At 69.2% G+C, this 16,864-nt stretch carries 12 protein-coding genes; 4 read left to right on the top strand and 8 right to left on the bottom strand.

Going from position 1 to position 16,864, the window contains the following annotated elements; translation table 11 throughout:
* Positions 1-300: 300 nt before the first annotated feature.
* Positions 301-1,116: a hypothetical protein gene (locus O7618_RS24090; RefSeq protein ID WP_278108392.1), complete on the bottom strand. Its 816-nt coding sequence runs from the start codon at positions 1,114-1,116 to the stop codon at positions 301-303.
* Between the two features lie 479 nt (positions 1,117-1,595).
* Between O7618_RS24090 and O7618_RS24085 the strand changes: the two genes are divergently transcribed.
* Both O7618_RS24085 and O7618_RS24080 read left to right on the top strand, forming a co-directional pair.
* Positions 1,596-2,765, top strand: a complete 1,170-nt coding sequence (locus tag O7618_RS24085) for an ISAs1 family transposase (protein ID WP_278104995.1) — start codon at positions 1,596-1,598, stop codon at positions 2,763-2,765.
* 64 nt (positions 2,766-2,829) lie between these two features.
* On the top strand, positions 2,830-3,543 hold the full coding sequence (locus O7618_RS24080) for an alpha/beta hydrolase (RefSeq protein WP_278108391.1): 714 nt from the start codon (positions 2,830-2,832) through the stop codon (positions 3,541-3,543).
* Positions 3,544-3,968: 425 nt separating this feature from the next.
* On the opposite strand, the gene O7618_RS24075 is transcribed toward O7618_RS24080, so the two are convergent.
* From O7618_RS24075 to O7618_RS24045, 7 genes are all read right to left on the bottom strand, one after another.
* Positions 3,969-4,601, bottom strand: coding sequence for a 2'-5' RNA ligase family protein (locus tag O7618_RS24075; protein ID WP_278108390.1), 633 nt, complete (start codon positions 4,599-4,601; stop codon positions 3,969-3,971).
* A gap of 510 nt (positions 4,602-5,111) precedes the next feature.
* Complete coding sequence (locus tag O7618_RS24070; protein WP_278108389.1) at positions 5,112-6,590, bottom strand: tyrosine-type recombinase/integrase; 1,479 nt, start codon at positions 6,588-6,590, stop codon at positions 5,112-5,114.
* Between the two features lie 2 nt (positions 6,591-6,592).
* Positions 6,593-6,988, bottom strand: a complete 396-nt coding sequence (locus tag O7618_RS24065; RefSeq protein ID WP_245716391.1) for a helix-turn-helix domain-containing protein — start codon at positions 6,986-6,988, stop codon at positions 6,593-6,595.
* A gap of 1,842 nt (positions 6,989-8,830) precedes the next feature.
* The gene (locus O7618_RS24060) at positions 8,831-9,865 is read right to left on the bottom strand and encodes a hypothetical protein (protein WP_278105932.1); all 1,035 of its coding nucleotides are present in this window, start codon (positions 9,863-9,865) and stop codon (positions 8,831-8,833) included.
* Complete coding sequence (locus O7618_RS24055; RefSeq protein WP_278105930.1) at positions 9,862-10,917, bottom strand: ATP-binding protein; 1,056 nt, start codon at positions 10,915-10,917, stop codon at positions 9,862-9,864. Before O7618_RS24055 ends, O7618_RS24060 begins: the two co-directional genes overlap by 4 nt.
* Positions 10,914-12,896, bottom strand: a complete 1,983-nt coding sequence (locus O7618_RS24050) for a Mu transposase C-terminal domain-containing protein (RefSeq protein WP_278105929.1) — start codon at positions 12,894-12,896, stop codon at positions 10,914-10,916. The genes O7618_RS24055 and O7618_RS24050 overlap by 4 nt, the downstream gene beginning before the upstream one ends.
* A gap of 59 nt (positions 12,897-12,955) precedes the next feature.
* Positions 12,956-13,699: a TnsA-like heteromeric transposase endonuclease subunit gene (locus O7618_RS24045; protein WP_278105928.1), complete on the bottom strand. Its 744-nt coding sequence runs from the start codon at positions 13,697-13,699 to the stop codon at positions 12,956-12,958.
* 477 nt (positions 13,700-14,176) lie between these two features.
* On the opposite strand from O7618_RS24045, the gene O7618_RS24040 reads away from it, so the two are divergent.
* Positions 14,177-15,037, top strand: a complete 861-nt coding sequence (locus tag O7618_RS24040) for a hypothetical protein (protein ID WP_278108387.1) — start codon at positions 14,177-14,179, stop codon at positions 15,035-15,037.
* A 418-nt stretch (positions 15,038-15,455) separates the two neighbouring features.
* The gene (locus O7618_RS24035) at positions 15,456-16,424 is read left to right on the top strand and encodes a replication-relaxation family protein (protein WP_278108386.1); all 969 of its coding nucleotides are present in this window, start codon (positions 15,456-15,458) and stop codon (positions 16,422-16,424) included.
* The last annotated feature ends 440 nt before the right edge of the window (positions 16,425-16,864 follow it).

Below are 16,864 nucleotides of genomic sequence, written 5' to 3'. Positions count from 1 at the left end.
CCAATACGACCCAGACACGCGATCGAGGAATTGGAAGTGACTGTCTCTATGGCCGGCCGGTGACGGATCCGTTCGGGGTGCGACAGAGAAGATCGTCATGCAGTCATTCCATCACACGGGGCGACACACTCGGCAAGGCAAGCCGTCCACCTCGCCAGCCCCCCGGGGTGACCAAGCATCACGCTGCAACACCCATCGCCGGACGCCCGGATCTGCCGTGGTGCGTGTGCTGCGAATCGGACCCAATATTGGTGATCAGCCACTTCTGCCGTAGAGAGATGGAGGACCGGGCGCCAATTACTACGCCAAGTCGGGCACCTGTTCCGCAGCCCACTCCAAAGCCTCCTCCATCTCCTCGGCCCTCTCGTCGAGAGCCGCCAGCTCCGGCTGCCCGATACCAGTAATTCGGACCAGCGAGGCTAACCCCCCGAGCATGTAACTCGCTGCCACAGTCGCAACCGACAGGGCATGCACCTCAAGGAGCCGGCTATCGCCCTTCTGAGCCTTCTCAATCTCGATGTAGAGGGCCATCATGGCGTCGAGGTTGCCGTGAGTAAACGAACTCAGCCGCTTGTAATGTATGGAGCCGGCATCCTCATCGACGGCAGCTAGCAGCGCCTCACGAGACGGGTATCGCTCGGCACGCAGCCTCCTGCGGCCAGCCCAGTCGAGGATCGCCTTCGAACTCGATGACAGCTTTACGCCCAGCGCTGTCTGCAATCCACGTTGCTCCCCATCCGCCCGTTGCACCATGTACATCAGACGACGAAGCCGGGCCTCGCCGTCCGCTTCCGGACGACCCAGCCACGCCGCCAAACTCGCTGTTTCTGCTGCGGCGCGTGCCAAGTCGATGGCGCTGAGGATTTGCGGGAAGCCGGGCTGCACACACCACGAAAGAGTTTCGAGGCGTTCGGCAGCAGCGTAGTTGAGCGTGCGGTGCACGTGATGGGCGAAGCTGTAAGGCACTGGGAAACCCTCGTCGCCAACTGTCGCATCCAGCGCCGTCTCAAGACGCCACACCGAGCCGGGGGCGGGCTCGTTGTGGCGCACGTCCTGAACCTGCACGCTGATCTCATGGAGTAGTGCCGCGCTGGCGCGGAGGAGGTCGTCGAACATGAAATGCGACTCCGCTCGTTGGTGCTTCGATGCTGAGCGGACCCTAGTTCTTTCGTTGTCGGGCAACAACCGGTTTTCTTACGTGTCTCGGGTAGGGCGGTTAAGTGGTGTGGTGCCTCGACATGCGTACTGCCAAGCATCGATCACCGGATCACTGAGGACCCGGCGGCCCCGTGGAATGCTTGTCAGATTTCCACCGCCGAACTCGTTCACGTTCAACTGGAAGCGGTCCCTGAAGTGTACTTCGGCATTCGACCCTGGCGCAGCGGCGCGCACATCTGCCGCAGGTCGGGCGGGGGTGTGATAGGTGAAATTATCGGACGCCGCCCATGTGGGTCAGGGCCCCGGCAAAGTCGTAACGGTGTCCGACTTGTGAGGCTTGGGGTAGAAGCGCCGTTGGTGGTGGCAGCAAGGCGGGCATGACCGGCTCAGAAGATCATCAAGGTTCTCTACGCCATGCTGATCGCCCGAAGTGAGTCATGCCCGCGCTGCCATCATCGCTGATCTCGTCCCTGTCCTGCGCACCGGCTCTGACCGTTGCCGAAACCGCTGGTGGGCTGCCCGAAGCGCTCGCTGGTCTGCCTGATCCACGGGCCCGGCGAGGTGTCCGGCATCGGCTGACGGTCGTGGTCACCGCAGCCGTGTGTGCTGTGGTCGCCGGCTACCGCTCGTACGCCGCGATCGCCGAATGGGTCGCCGACGTGCCGGCCACGACGGCTCTCGCCCTGGGCATGCCTGCCGACCGGCGCCCGTCGGAGGCGATGATCCGCCGGCTGTTACAGGCCATGGACCCGCAGCTACTGACCGCGGCGATCAGTGTCTGGCTCGCCGGCCGGGCCACCGCCACCACCTCAACGGCCGGCCGGGCGATCGCCGTCGACGGCAAGACCCTGCGCGGCTCCCGCACCACCGACACCCCTGCCCGGCACGTGATGACCGCCTGCGACCAGGCCACCGGTGTGGTCCTGGCCAGCATCGACGTCGACGGCAAGACCAACGAGATCACCCGGTTCGCGCCGCTGCTCGACCAGATCAGCGACCTGCGCGACACGGTGATCACCGCCGACGCCCTGCACTGCCAACGCGAGCATGTCGACTACCTCGCCGAGCGCGGCGCGCACTGGATCCTGACCGTCAAAGGCAACCAACCCCACCTGCACGCCCAGCTCACCGCACTGCCCTGGCGGGCAGTCCCCGACGCCACCCGCGACACCGACCGCGGACACGGCCGCCGCGAGATCCGCAGCTGCAAGATCCTGACGATCTCCACCGGCATCGACTTCCCGCACGCCGCCCAAGCCATCCAGATCCGCCGCCGCAGACGCCGCCTCGACCAGCCGAAACGCTTCACCACCGAGACCGTCTACGCCATCACCGACCTCCGCGTCCACCAGGCAAAACCAGCACAACTGGCAGCGTGGACCCGCGAGCACTGGTCGATCGAGAACAAGGTCCACTGGGTCCGCGACGTCACCTACGACGAGGACCGCAGCCAGATCCGCACCGGCACCGGACCCGAGGTCATGGCCGCTCTACGCAACGCCGCGATCGGCGCACTCCGCACCGCTGGCGTCACCAACATCGCCGCCGCCAACCGGCATCACGCCCGCGACAGCATCCGCCCGCTGGCACTGCTCGGCATCACCTGACGACTTTGCCGGGGCCCTGCCATGTGGGTGGCGGTCGCCCGGCGCCGTCGTGGAGGGTGGATGTGTGAAGCCCACGCTTGTACTTCTGCACAGCCTGTTGCTGGGGCCCCTGACCTGGGCTCCGGTGGCGGCCAAGCTGAGGGCACTGGGCGTGGCTACGGTGGTCCCGTCGATGGTCCACGTGACCGATGTCGACGACCCGCCGTTCTGGCCACAGATCGGCGCCGTGGTCAAAGACAGCGTCTCCGACCTGCCGCAGGACCAGCCGATCGTGCTGGTTGCCCACAGCAACGCCGGCGTTGTGGTTCCACCTGTCGTAGCGGCGGTCGGCCGGCCGGTCGTGGGGTGCGTGTTCGTCGATGCCAGTCTGCCCTCGCGTTGCGGGCCGACGCCTGCCGCGTCACCCGAGCGCCTGGCCTACCTGCGGTCGATCGCCGCGGAGGGCCGGCTGCCGCAATGGACGAAATGGTGGGAAGAGGAGACCGTCGCATCACTGTTTCCTGACCCTCGGACCAGAGCACTGGTCGCGGCCGAGCAGCCCCGGCTCCCGGTGAGCTACTACGAGCAGCAAATCCCGGTGCCCCCGGGCTGGGACCACCGGCCATGCGCCTACCTGCTGTTCGGGCCGCCGTACGACCGCATGGCGCAGGAGTCACGGACACGGGGCTGGAGCATCGCGGAGGCGCCCGGCGGACACCTTCATCAACTCATCGACCCTGAATTGGTGACCGCTCACATCATCGCCCTTACCGCAGGGTGGACTTCACCAGCCGGATAAGCCGACACACGCTCATAGCCGCGAACCCCGCGGCGTCCGAGTGTCGAGAACGAGTCAGCGCGCAGCGAGATCGGCTCCGATCACCATTCACCCTGCACTGTTAGGCCGAAGCCTCTTGAGCTGGCGTGTCCCAGCGCTATCGCAGAGACGTCGTCCCGGCCGTTCGCCGCTGCCCGTTCTTGCACAAGGACCGGGCCAGAGTTTGCGGCCTGCGGCGTGGCGAGCGAGCTGAAGTCGTCTCGGTCCTGACCTACATGATCGTCAACTGTTCTGGGTGCACCCCTGCGCAACAGGGCTCGCCCCGCGACCGGCTCCATGGATGCTCACGTGCTGGCGGAAAACCAGTTCACAGCCCCACGCCATGATCTTGTGGTGCGCACGCCTTAGCTTCAGCTCTGTTCCACCGCCCGCTGCCGCGGCCGATGTCACGATCCGAGCTTCACGGTGGCGTAGGGCTCCCAGACATACATGCCTTCGTCGCGATGGAGGACGATGAGCTGGCATGAGTCGATGACGGCGTCGGCGTGGATCTTCGGTGCGTCCTTCAGAGTCTCGATCAGCGGCACCGCGGAAGCGTCGGTGTTGGTGTACGCCAGGCTGAGGTGCGGGTGGTACGGCTCGACGGCCTCCGGAACCCGGTCGGCTCCCCAGACATCGGCGATCACGGCGCGGATCGCGGCGCGTAGCTGCCGCACGGGTTCGACCGGGGCGACGGCGATCTGGATGGACTCGGGGTCGACGTGAGGCGCGCCGATGGTGAGCGCGAAGGGCGCGAGCTGTCCGCAGCGGTCCCGTGCGGCGGCGACGATGGCGTTGACGTCGGCGGCGGCGACGTCCTGGACGAAGCCGAGGCCCTGCATGGTGAGGTGAAGCCACCGGCTCGGGATCACGTCGAGGCTGGGGTGCGGGGAGAGTAGTGGGCGGTGCCGGTCGGCGAGCTCGGCGACCTCGGGTTGCCCGTCGAAGGTGATGTGCCAGGCGTAGAAGCGGGAGCCGACGCCCCAGCCCGGCCGCCAGTACCAGTGGTTGCGGATGCTGTTGCTGTGCGGAACTGTCATCGCTTCTCCAGGTCATCACGGGAACTGGCGGGCGGGCGTCCAGGACTTGGGTGAGTAGACGTATTGCACAGGCCGGAGCGGCTGGCGCGCTTCCCGGGCGGGGAGGGTCGATGGCAGAAGTCCATCCTTGTTGCTCTTGATCCTGTCTCCTCTGCTTCGACGGCTCGTTGTGGAGCTGCCGGAGCCGCTCACTGCGCCGCTCATCCGACGGCGGCGTTGTGGGTGAACATGACGTGGCCGCGGTTGACGCCGATGTCCAGCGGCGCGGGGGAGGCGATGACTTCGCCGAGCCCCGCCGTGGTCCATGGTCTCGAACTTGGTGGCAGCTTCGCGATCGGCTTTGAGGGTCGCCGCCGTTCCTGCGCGATGGTGATGTGTGTCCAGGATCCCGGCCGAGATTCGGGCGGGCCGCCGCCGCAGATGGGTGGGATGTCCTCGTTGCGGCCGGTCTTCGAGGACGAGAGCCGGGCGGGAGCCGTGGCTGCCGCCCGACCTTGGCACGGAACTTCCCTAGGCTGCGCGTCTGCGCCGGCGGGGGAGGAGTTTGGCGGCGGCTTCGGCTTTGGCGCGTTCGACGTCGAGTTCGGCGATGACGGAGGTGTAGACGTCGGTCATGGCGGCGGAGGAGTGGCCGAGGAGTTCCTGGATGTCTTTGAGGTCGGCGCCGGCGGCTTTGAGGTAGGTGGCGGCGCAGTGGCGCAGGTCGTGCAGCCGGATCGGGGGTAGGCCGGCGTCGCGGACGAGGTTCTCGAAGCGGTCGGTGACGGCGTTGGGGTGCCAGGGCTGCCCGTCGGGTTGGACGAAGAACAGCCCGGTGTCGGGCCAGGCCGGGCCGGCGGCGAGTTTCCATTGGGCGCGCCGGGTGTGGTGGGCGCGCAGGACGGCCCGGGTGATGCTGGCCAGGGCCATGATCCGGTTACCGGACTCGGACTTGACCTTCTTGATCACGGGGGTGTAGCCGTGGGTGGCCATCTGTTGGGTGACGTGGATCAGGGAGTTGTCGAGGTCGACGGCGGTGTCGGTGAGTCCGACGGCTTCGCCTCGGCGCAGGCCCCGGTGCAGGATCAGCGTGAACAGCGGGTAGAGGACGGGGTCGTGTTCTTCGGCGTGGTCGAGGAACTCGCCGGCCTGCTGCGGTGTCCACACCATGACGGGGCTGGGCCGCTCGCCGGTGTCGCGCCAGCGTTGGACGGCGTTGGCGGTCCAGACGCGGGCTTTGGGGCGTACGCCGGAGGGCAGCTCGATGTGGGCGGCGGGGTTGAAGTCGATGAGCCGGTGGTTGCCGCGGCGGATGGCGTCGTTGAGCGCCTTGCGCAGGGTGGCGCGGATGCGGTGCATGCTGGCCGGTCTGGTGGTGCGTCGGCCGCGGACCGTGGCGCGGATCCACGGCTTGTCGCTCTGCCGGGCGATCTCGATGGCGGTGGAGCGGTCGGCGATCGCGGTGAACATGGCCTCGATGTGCTCCACCCGTAGCTTGACCAGCGGGATGGCGCCGAGGTGGGGGATCAGGTGGGTGCGGATGTGGGACTCGTAGGCGAGCAGGGTGTTGGGTTGGACGCTGCGCAGGTTGCGGCGCGACGCCAGCCACGACTCGAGGTACTCGCCGACGGTGGTGGTGACGGTGGCCGGTAGTCCGGCGCGGACGCGGCGGGCGATGGTGTCGCGGTCCGGCAGCGGGGCGCCGGAGGTGACGGTGAGCAGCAGGTCGGCGATCTCGGCGGCGACGGCCGGGTCGTCGGCGGCGAGTGCGAGGAGCGCTTTGGCGTGGTCGCGGTCGGCGGTGGCGGCGTCGCGGGTGTCGAAGGTGCTGCGGCGTAGTTGCCGGCGGGGTTTGCCGGGGTGGGTGGGCAGTTCGAGTTGGTAGGCCCACCGGCCGTGGGTGGGGCTCCACGCCCCGCTGGGGCGGCGTAGCTGGGGGCAGCGGTTGCCGATTTTACGGCCGTCGCGGTCGCGGCAGGAGCAGCGTTTGAAGACGGATCCGTCCGCCATGATCAGGTGTTCCCTTCGGTCGGGGTGTGCGGCAGCCGGGGGCTGCGGATTCGGTACGGGGTGATCGACGCGTGACTTCCACCCGGGGTCAAGTCGCCCTCGGTCGGCCCTGTCGGAGGCCCGGGGTTGTCGGTGGTGGGCAGGTGCAGGGCGGTCAGGATCGCCGCGACCGGTACGCGGTAGCGGCTGCCGAAGCGCAGCACCGGTACGGGGAACCGGTCGCGTTTGGCCAGGTCGTAGGCGACGGATCGGGACAGCCCGAAGATCCTGGCGGCGGTGCCCAGATCGGTGACCGCGCCCAGGGCGCGGATCCGCGCCGCGGTCCACGTCTCGCGCGAGCCGTCGCCGGTGGAGTGGGTAGGGGTCGTGTGGGTGGCGTGCTGGTCAGGGGTGCTCATCGTGCGGGCGGTCCTTCCGGTGATGGAGACAGCAGAGGCGGCCGTGCCGCCTCTGGGCGGCCAGCCGGTGCAGTGGCTCGCAGGCCGCCACCAGGCCATCCCCGCGCCGTCGCCCGGACGACGGCGGATCATCGACGACGCCGAACCGGCACGGGGATGGGTGGAGGCTGGGACGACCCGGCGAGTTGAACGGGCGCCGTGGTGCTGCGGGCTGCGGTGCGGGCGTGGTGTGCGCTGACACCTAAAAGGCCGCGTTTGTGTGCTCTGGCGAACGCCTGCCTCGCTCACGAAAACTCACAGCGCACACCCGGCCGGCTGGCTCCGACGGCGTTGACCTGATCATTCGCGCTCACAGAGGCTCCGGACGCGGGCTTCCCGGGGTCGAGGTGCCGCAGCGAGGCCGGCGACACCTCAGCCCAGCCGGGGCGACGCGTCCGCCGGTGCGACGAGGACCGGGTCGTCGGAGGGAGACGCCCACTCGCGCCCGGGGCTCGACGACACAAACTGCCCGAGGCCGTCGTGCGCAGGGCTGTCCAGACACAGACGCTTGACGTTCAGCCCGGGCCACGCGGGGCACAACGGCCTGGGGAAGGAACCACCGGTCTATGCCGTCGCTCTCGCGGATCCGATCCGCGCGGCAGCATGGCCACCGGTGGCGGGGCGACCGCCGCGGACACCAGAAGGGCGGCCACTGGCATGTCACGTGTCATCCACCAGAGTGGATGTCATGGTTGTCTCGCCGCGTCCGCGCGGGACATGCGCTGATGTCATGACACCACCCGCCGGCGTGACCGACCTGCCGCAGCGCAATGACTGCGCGGGCGGCGTGACTGTGACGCCCGTCGTGCCCGGCGCCGGTCTTGACGATGTGACTGCGGCGCGCCGGTCACGGGCACGGCGTGGCCGCCCGAGATGTCAAAGTGCAGCTCAGCGAGCTGCTCGGACAGCACGTCAACGACGTGTGTGGATGCCGGATCGTCACAGCGCGGCGTGAGATGCCATCCGGCGGCCCCTCGCGGCGACACGGTCATCGCGACCGCCGACATGTCCGCAGGCATAGGCGTCCGGTCGCTGTCACTGTCATCGGGACACGGCGCCGGTGGTCTCGATGACACGTCCACGGCGGTACCGCTGTCATGGCCGCCGGCATTGCCGCCGTGTCCACCTAAATCGACAAACATCGTTGGGACGGTCATCGCGCCACCAGTGCGCACCCGGCATCGGTGACACCTCCCGGCCAGCGCACGACTGTCGGCGATCTCGGCGGCGGCCGGGGCGTCGGCGGCGGCCGCCGGTGTCGCCGCGACCGTGCGCACCTCACGGCCGACTGCGGCTCACTCCGTCGACGACGCCGAAATGTCATCGCCGCAGGCGTCCGATCGTCATCGGTGTCCGGGCCGCGCGCGGCGATCGGTCGCCTGCCGGCGGGATGGCGCGTTGGCGGCCCGCCGACCGGGGCCTGCCGCGCACCGCTGCGGCCGACAGGCGGACGGCCTCCGGCAAGGGGTGTGAGTGGCGGGAGTCGATGGCCGCGGGTTTCTGCGAGCGCTGCCGTGACCGTGCGGGCGTCAGCAGTTCGCTGCTCACAGTCCTGCTCAGACGCGCTGTCGTCGTCGAGTGGCGGGGCGGAGACGGCTGGCCGAGTGCGGTGACGGCTGCGGCTTCAGTCAGGGCGTGTCCGTTGACAGCGAAGTTGAACCGTGTTGGTCGTCGTGACCAGGGACGGTTCATCTTCGATGGCAAAGAAGTTGGTTCGCGTGCTCAGATGTGGCCGTCGGGCTTGAGATCTGTGCCACCGAATCTGAACCTGATCGTGGTGTTGGCCGTCGCGCTGCGACCGGGTTAGGGAGCGTTCGGGTTCGGTCGTTGACGGGTTCGGCTGCCGATGGAGTGCTGGCGGTGTTCGCGGGAGACGTAGTCACGGACGGTGTGATACGAGGTCTCGGCGTGGTGGTCGTCGACGAGGCGCTGCCAGATGGACACGATCGTGATGTCTGGTTCGGTGGTGATCATCTGGTCGATGTGGGGGCGGAGCCGATCCAGGATGGGGTTGCTGTAGGTGCTCTGCGCTTTTGGTGTGGCTGGTTCCGGTGCCCGGCCGGTGAGGGCTTGCTCGACGACTGCGGGGTCGGTGAGGAACTGGCTGGCCAGTGCGGTGATGAGGTCGTGGCCGGCTGCGTGTGCGCGAATCGCGGTGAACAGTTCGGCTCTGCTGAGTAGGAATTGGGCGGATGCGGTGTCGGCGGGGTCAGCGCGGGCGCGGTTGACGTAGTTGCGGACGGTCCAGTAGGAGACCGTCAGGGCCTGCTCGGCTTGCAGCTGCTGCCAGATCGACCAGATCGTCGCCGTCGGGTTCTGGGCGATGAGGTGGTCGAGGTGGCCGGCGACGTGGTTCAGCACGGGGTTGTTCCATGGGCTGCGGTTGTGGTGGCGGGGCCCGGTCTGGTTCGTTAGCGCTCGGATGATCGTGCGTCGCGGGACCGCGAATTGCCTGCTCAGTCGGTTGACGGTTTCGTCTGCGCCGGCTGCGCGGCGCAGGGCCGAGGGCAGGCCCGCCGGATCGTGGGGTTCCCGCGTGACGGGCGTCGCGTCGGTTGGCCGCGGTGTGCGCAGTGGGGGGCCGGGCGCTGCCGGTCGGAGGGCGGGCATCACCCGGGTGAGCTCGTCGGTCGTGCGGCCTGTCACGGCCGCCAGGCGTGAGACCTGGAGACCACCAACGGTTCCCGGCGTGGAACTGAGATAGGTGCGCAGGTAGCTGGGGCGCAGGTGGTTGGCGGTGGCTAGACGCCGCAGGAACGACTCTGGGCTTTCCCCTGGGCTCAGCGCAACGTGCCGGGGTAGCCGCTGCGGACGGTCGGGCGTGGTGTCGCGGCTCATGGGATCGGGGCGGTTTGCCTGCTCGCGGGCTGGCGGGGTCTGCGGGTGGCCCTGCTGGCGGCGGTCTGCGCGGCGATGTCGATCTGGATGGAGTCCAGGCTGCGGCGGGTGATGCGTTCGGTGCCGTCGAGGACGGCTTGGACCGCGGCGCCGCGGATGAGCCTCAGCAGGCTGCCGATCATGCCGCTTGTGCGTTGGTGCAGGTAGTCGCCCAGGCCGGTGAGGGTGTCGGGGTGGTGGCGGTGCAGGCGGAGGCTGTCTTCCAGGACGGCGATGAGCCCGGTCCAGTGCTCGCCGGGTGCGAACGCCTCGGTGCGGATCATGCTGAAGCGTCCGGCGATCTGCTCGCCGCGGGTGCCGGCCAGCAGACCGGCGCGTTCGACGTCGATGCCGGCGTAGACGAATGTGGCGGGGATGCGTTCGGAGAAGTACTTGAGCATGTCGGAGGCCTCGGCGCCGGTGCGGGTGGCCAGGGCGAGGTTGTGTATCTCGTCGACGGCCATCAGAGCGGTGCGCGCGTCGATGCAGACCCCGCAGACGGCCTCGATGATGTCGGTGATGTTCGCTCGTGGGGCCGTGGGCAGGCCGAGGAACCGGGCGAACTCGATCGCGATCATCTTCGCCGTCGCGGCCGGTGGGACGGTGATGTAGACGGTCGGAATGTCACCGGCGGATTCAGGGCGGCGTCCCCGGTGGATGACGTCGAGGGTTTTGCCCAGTTGCGTCAGGGCGGTGGTCTTGCCGGTGCGGGCGGCCCCGGACAGGATCAGTCCGCTGCGGCCGGAGTGGGCGTTGCGGTTGAGGTAGGTAAGGCGGCGTCCCTCGGTGATGACCTGCCGGATCGTGGGTGTGGCCACCACCAGCAGGTAGGCGTGATAGTTCAGGCGCCGCTCGTCGTAAGTCAGGCGATCGTGGTCGGACAGCTGGTTCCAGTCCCGCTCAGGGAGCAACTTCGACGCGACCGGGGCCTCCTGCACGAACGCCCGCCAGCCGGCCAGGGTGGTCAGCTGCCGGTGCGTGCCGTCGTCGGAGTTTTGGGGCCGGGCGGTCACCAGCGTTTCTTCGCTTCCTCGTGAGCGTCGAACACTCCCAGCGGGATCACCGGGGCGATCGGGCCGGTGTCCTCGCCGTCCGCCTCGTCCTGAGCGCCGTCGAAGGGCGGCGACGGCAGAGGGACGGCAGGGGTCGCGGCGCGGGTGCGGGCGACGACCCGCCTGTCTCGCCGCGAGGGCGCGGCAGCAGCGGAAGACTCAGGCGGTCCGCGATGCGCGCGTTGCAGCAGGGCGTTGACCGCGTCGGCGAGCTCGGCCTCGGTGGCCTCCGGCAGGCCCTTGCGGACGTGGTCCCAGGCGAGTTCCCCGAACGGACTGATGACCCTGTCCAGGTGTTTCCAGCCCGCCCGGATCCAGCCGCCGGCCGGGTCACGCACCCAGACCCGGGACACGTCGTAAGGGTCGTAGTGAATCTCCCACCGGTCGTTCTTGGCCGTCACCCCGGAGGGCTGCCCGCGCAGCGGGTTGAGCGCCTCGGCGTCGTAGGTGCGGTAGTTGATTCGGATGCCGTAGGCGTTGATCGCCTGCCAGCGGGCCGGTAGCAGCTCGATGTAGTCGGCGCCGGACAGCGCCACCGGGACGTAGCCGGCCGCTTCGATCAGCGCCGCGTACTTCTCGTTCGGGGTGAACGCCCGCCCCGGGCTGACCGGATCCCGCAGGCCGTCATGCGGCCGGTTCTGCCATGCCGCGACGATCCACTCGTCGAGTAGTTCCTGCAGCTCAAGCAGCGACCACAACGGTCCGTCCTCGACCTTGCGTCCGCGACGTTCGGCGTTCGCGCCCGTGTAACCGGCGACGAACTGCGTGAACCCGGTCGCGACCGACGCCAGCATCCGCTCGATGTGGGGTTTGTCGGTCGGCGTTGCCTTATGCGCCGGCTGGAAGTTGATCCCCAGGAACCGGCAGGACGCCCGGAAGTTGTGCGACACGAACACCTTGCCGTGATCACACACGATCGTCTCCGGAACGATCACCGGACGGGCAGCGGCGTGTTCCAGCCGCTCATCGATGCTCAGCAGCCGCTGGTGCGGCAGCACCGAACGGGACATCCGCAGCGCGTCGACCCACCCCGGACGCATCGGCTCGGGCGTCACCGTGCGCGCCAGCAGCACCGACGCGTCCACCGCCTTCGTCGTCGGACGCAACACCGCGGCGGTGACCGTGCGGGTCGCGACATCGATCATGCCGGTCAGCTCCACCCGGCCGACCACCCCGTCATCGAGCAGGACCAGCACGTCCAGTGGGGTCGAGTCGATCTGCATCAGCTCACCCGGTGCGGAAACCGTCACCTGCCCGAACGGCCCGTCCGGGCGGTTGGCCAACGACCGGCGGGTGCGCGCAGCCCCGGTCACGTGCTTGCCCGCGGCGAGCTTGTCGAACAGCCGGTAGAGCGTGCGCTGCGACGGCACCACCACCGCATCACCGCGGGCGGCGAGCAGCTGCTCGGTGCGCCAGAGCACGAAACCGGCCGTGCGTGAGGACGCGTCCGTGGTCTCGGCGATCGCCGCGCGCATCGCTTCCACCACCGCCTCGTCCACCCGCCCGAACACCGGCGTGCGCCGCGCCGCCCGCTGATCAACCAGCCCGAACAACCCCTGCGCCTGATAACGCAGCCGATACCGACGCACCGTACTAATCGCCGCCGGGCAACCAGCGGCGTTCAGCTCGGCCACCTTCGCCCGCTCCCTGCGGGCCAGCGACTGCACCACCGGGTCATACTCCGGACGCGGCCCCTCGCCGACGTCACCGTCACGACGGCGGCCATGCAGCACTTCCAGAATGTGCTGCTCCCACCAGAGCGCCTGCTCGAGCACGGCAGCCGGGACATCCTCCAACTGGCCAGCCGCCGGCACCACCGCCGGCGCTCCCGCGCCGACCACGGCGAAACCCGGTGACGCCTGCAACACCGCCAACGGCACCGTGCTGACCACGCCCATCGCATCGGCCAGCCGGACCGCCGGCCCCGCGACACCGACCACCGTCAACACCGCCCCGTCGACCCGGACCCGATCACCAGGCCCCAACCTTCCCCGCCCGGTCACCGCAGGGCCCCGCCCTGGGCGGCGACGCTCACCAGGCTGCCCGGATGCAACAACTCGATCTCCAGATCAACCCGAAGCACCCGCCACCACAGCAGGTGGAACAGCACCGGCAGCACCGCGAGCCGGTCACCGACCTCCGCGGCGGCCTCGAACAACGGCCTCGGCCGCTGACACACCTCACCCAACCGGTCCGCCAGATCGATGTCCTGGCCGCACCGGGGATGCCGATACCGCGACAACCACCGCACGTTACTCAGCAACACACCAGGTAGCACCCCAACCCGGCGGAACTCCCACCCCACCTGCGCGCAAGCCCACGCCGTCACGGCGAACGCCTCTTCGTCAGCAGGTGCGACTCGCTCGTCCGGCCGCACATCGATCACCACGCCGGTCCCGTCCACGCTCCGCGCGAAGTAGTCGGGCGCGTGCCGACGCGACCGCGTCCCGTCCGACCAGTGCAACCAGAACGGCTGCGACGCGACACCCACCACCTCCTGGTCGAAGTCCAGCAACATCACATGGTCACGTTCGAGCCAGGACTCGTAGCCCACGTGCCGGCCCGTCGTGGCCGACCACCACCACCCGGCGAAATCCCGCCGACCCCTCGACCAGCGGAAACGCCGCACCGGCTCAACGTCCTCGAACGCCATCGCCCGGCACGCCAGCAACGGCTCACGCTGCCGCCCGGCGGCACCGACGAACTCCAGCACCACCTCCTGCTGGCCGGGCTCCACCGCCACAGACCGAGCCAATCCCACCATCCACTCCAGACTCGATCACCGGGGTGGGCCAACTGTAGTGGCAGAAAATCCATCCGAACCAGATTCGATGGCAAGGAGTTCAACTTCGCTGGCAACGGACAGGGCGGACGCCGCCGGGAGCGAGTGTGGGCCGTCCGCTGTGAGCCGCTGTGAGTTTCCGTGAGTCGCTGTGAGCGGCATATGCATGGGGAATCGGCTGTAGACGGTTGTGTGCTGCGACGGGGTGCGTTCCTGGCTGGCTAGCCGCTCACAGTCCTGGTCAGAGGCGTATTCGCTGTCGCCGAATGGCCGTGGACGCGGTCGTTGCGGGCGGGGGGTGACAGGGCGAGTAGCGGTGGCATACCGGCGTTGACCTGCGTTGTGAGCGGCTGTGAGTGGGTCGTGGCGTAATCGGCGTTCCAGCGCCGCCGGGACGCGGCGGCGCCTGATGGTCTTGCTGACCCGGGAGTACTGATCATGAGTGTGTCCGACACGATCTGGCCCACCGCGCCTCTGGACGCCGTCGAGGCCGCGTTCGCCGCGTTGAGCGGCGAACCCGCGCCCCTGTCCATCGACCTTGACGTGGTCGGTCCGGTCGACGGTCTACCGGCGGGTGTCGTGGCGTTGCCGGCGCTGCGGGAGTGGCTGTTGGCGAACCCGCGTGCCTACTGCGCCCGGGACGCGGTGTGGCGGGAGTTGATCCGTCGCGCCCGCCTGGACGGACCGCAGTGGGTCATCGCCGCGGCCGGCATGGCGATGCCGGCGCTGCGCCGCTACGCGAGGCGGTTGTCCGACGGCTACCGCGATGATCCCGACGACATCGGCGCGGAGATCCTCGCGGGTTTCCTGGCGGCGCTGCGTGACCACGTGGATGTGGCCAGCCGGGCACCGTACGCGTCGTTGTGCCGGGCCGGATGGCGCGCGGGCTACGCGTTGCGTCAGCAGGCCCGCGAGTACCTCACGGTTGAGGACGTGGAGCGCGTCACGGGTCCGCGGACCCCGCGGGTGCCCTACGGGCATCCGGACGTACTGGTACGCCGCGCGGTGCGCCTGGGGATCCTCGACGCCGACGACGAGCAGGCCTACATCGACGTGCGGCTGGGACGGCGGGCCATGGACCCGATCGCGGCTCGCATGGGCATCAGCACCGACGCCCTGCGCATGCGGCTGGGCCGTATCGACACCCGCCTCGCCGAAGCCCTCGCCTCAGGAATCCTGACCGGCGCGGTATCCCCGCAGGCCGCCGAGGCGTTGGCGGCACGAGCCGAACGCCGGGCCAGCCTGCGCGCCGCCAGCCGCCGTCGCCTCCCCACCACCACGTCGACGGCAGCGGCGTAGATCCGATGTCCCCCGAACCCCGTCTCGCGGCGCCGTCACCCTCCCAGCTGAAGCTGCTGACCCGGATGACCTCGACTGAGAAAGCCGCCCGCTGTGAGTGGCTGTGAGCGGTTGTGAGTGGGACAGGCGTTCGCCAGAGCACACAAACGGCGGTTTCTTGATGACGGCGCCGGAGACCGCGGTGCGCTCGGCTTCACGCCGTGCCGCATGCCTCAGCCGTCGAGCCGGCCGCGCTGACCGGCCGGGCGGCGCTTGCGGGCACCAACCGGCGAGCCGGCGCGCACTGTCACCCGCCGCGACGCAGTCGCCGCGGTGGCGTAATCCGCACCCGTGGGCCGTACCGATGCGGTCGCACAGGCATTCATCCACCCCTGCCACCCCCGAAGCCGGGGATGGCACCACCTTGGAGGTACCGGTCATGGCGACCACCTACCATCCCCAGTTCACTGCCCCGTCCACCCGACCGATCCCCGCGGAACTGCTCCTGGCCGAGAGCAGCCGCCTGCGCCTGCCCGACTGGTGGGCCGTCGAGATGCTCGCCGAGCACCGCGTCCTGACCACCGCGCAACTCACCGCACTCGGCTTCGCCACCACCACGGCGTCAGCCACCCGACGTCTGGCGATCCTCGCCCGCCGCGGCTGGATCGACCGCCTCTGGAACACCGACGCCGCGGCCACCGCCGACACCTCGTGGTGCCTTGGCCCGATCGGCACCCAACTCACCCCACTCGCCGAAGACCGCGACGTCACACCGGCGCAGGTGTACCGCGCCCGCGACCGGCTCCGCGAGCATGCCGGCCTGCCCGGCCTGCTGCAGGCCAACGAGTTCTTCGTCGACCTGGCCACCCACTCGCTCACCAACCCCGGGAGCGACCTGCGCACCTGGTGGTCACCGCGCACCTGCCGATACGTCACCGGCGCACGACATGCGGCGTGGCACGGCGAGTACATCCACGACCGCGACCGCCACGCGTTCTGGTACCAGCCCGACCCCGGCCAGATCCGCCCCACCGACTTCGCCGACCGCGTCCACGGCTACCGGCGGCTGGCCGAACAGACCGGCCTGGCGACCCTGCTGTTCCACGCCGCCGACCCGCAGCGCGAGCAGGAACTGCGCCGCCACCTCGAGCGCCGCAACACGCGGCACCTCACCGTCGTCACCACCAACCCCGAGCACGGCCACCCCGCCGAGCCGGTCTGGCAGCCGATCGGCGAGACACACCGCCTCGCCCTGACCGACCTTCCCCACACCCCCGAGCAGTGGCCGCCCGCCACCGTGACCCTCAAGGAGGTACGGCCCCGAGCCCCACACCCCATCTACGACCCCGAGCGCCCCTACGACGAATCCGTCGCCAACGGCGAGTACCACTACCCGCCGCGCCCCTGACCAACCGACCGCTGCTCCTCGACCGCGTCATCCGGGCCGGTCGAGGAGCAGACCAGGGCGGCCCCACGAAGCGCCTACCCGCTCGCTGCCAGGGGGACTACGGAGGTTGCCGTTTGATTCGAACCCGAAACGGTGTCGCTGGCGGCTCTCACACCGCAGGCCGCAGCCGTTGTGACCAATTTCGACCGGCAGGCGACTGGCATGTCCCTGTCCCCGAAACTCGGCCAAACGCGCGAGACCAGGGAGGCTGCCATCTCCAACCAGGCCTCCGTACCGCGACTGCGGAGCTCCGGTTGCTCCCGCCGGCTGCGGCCGCGGAACGCCCTAACCTCTCACCCACTCGCACCTGCGACCTTGGAGCAACAACGATGATCACCTCGCACCGCGAACCTCACCAGCGTCACCGGCCCGACTCACACCCACTCGCACCGCACGGTCAC

Source organism: Micromonospora sp. WMMD980, from assembly GCF_029626035.1.
Taxonomy (GTDB): Bacteria; Actinomycetota; Actinomycetes; order Mycobacteriales; family Micromonosporaceae; genus Micromonospora.
Note: the sequence above shows the minus strand (reverse complement) of the source record. Positions and strands in the feature narration are given on the sequence as shown.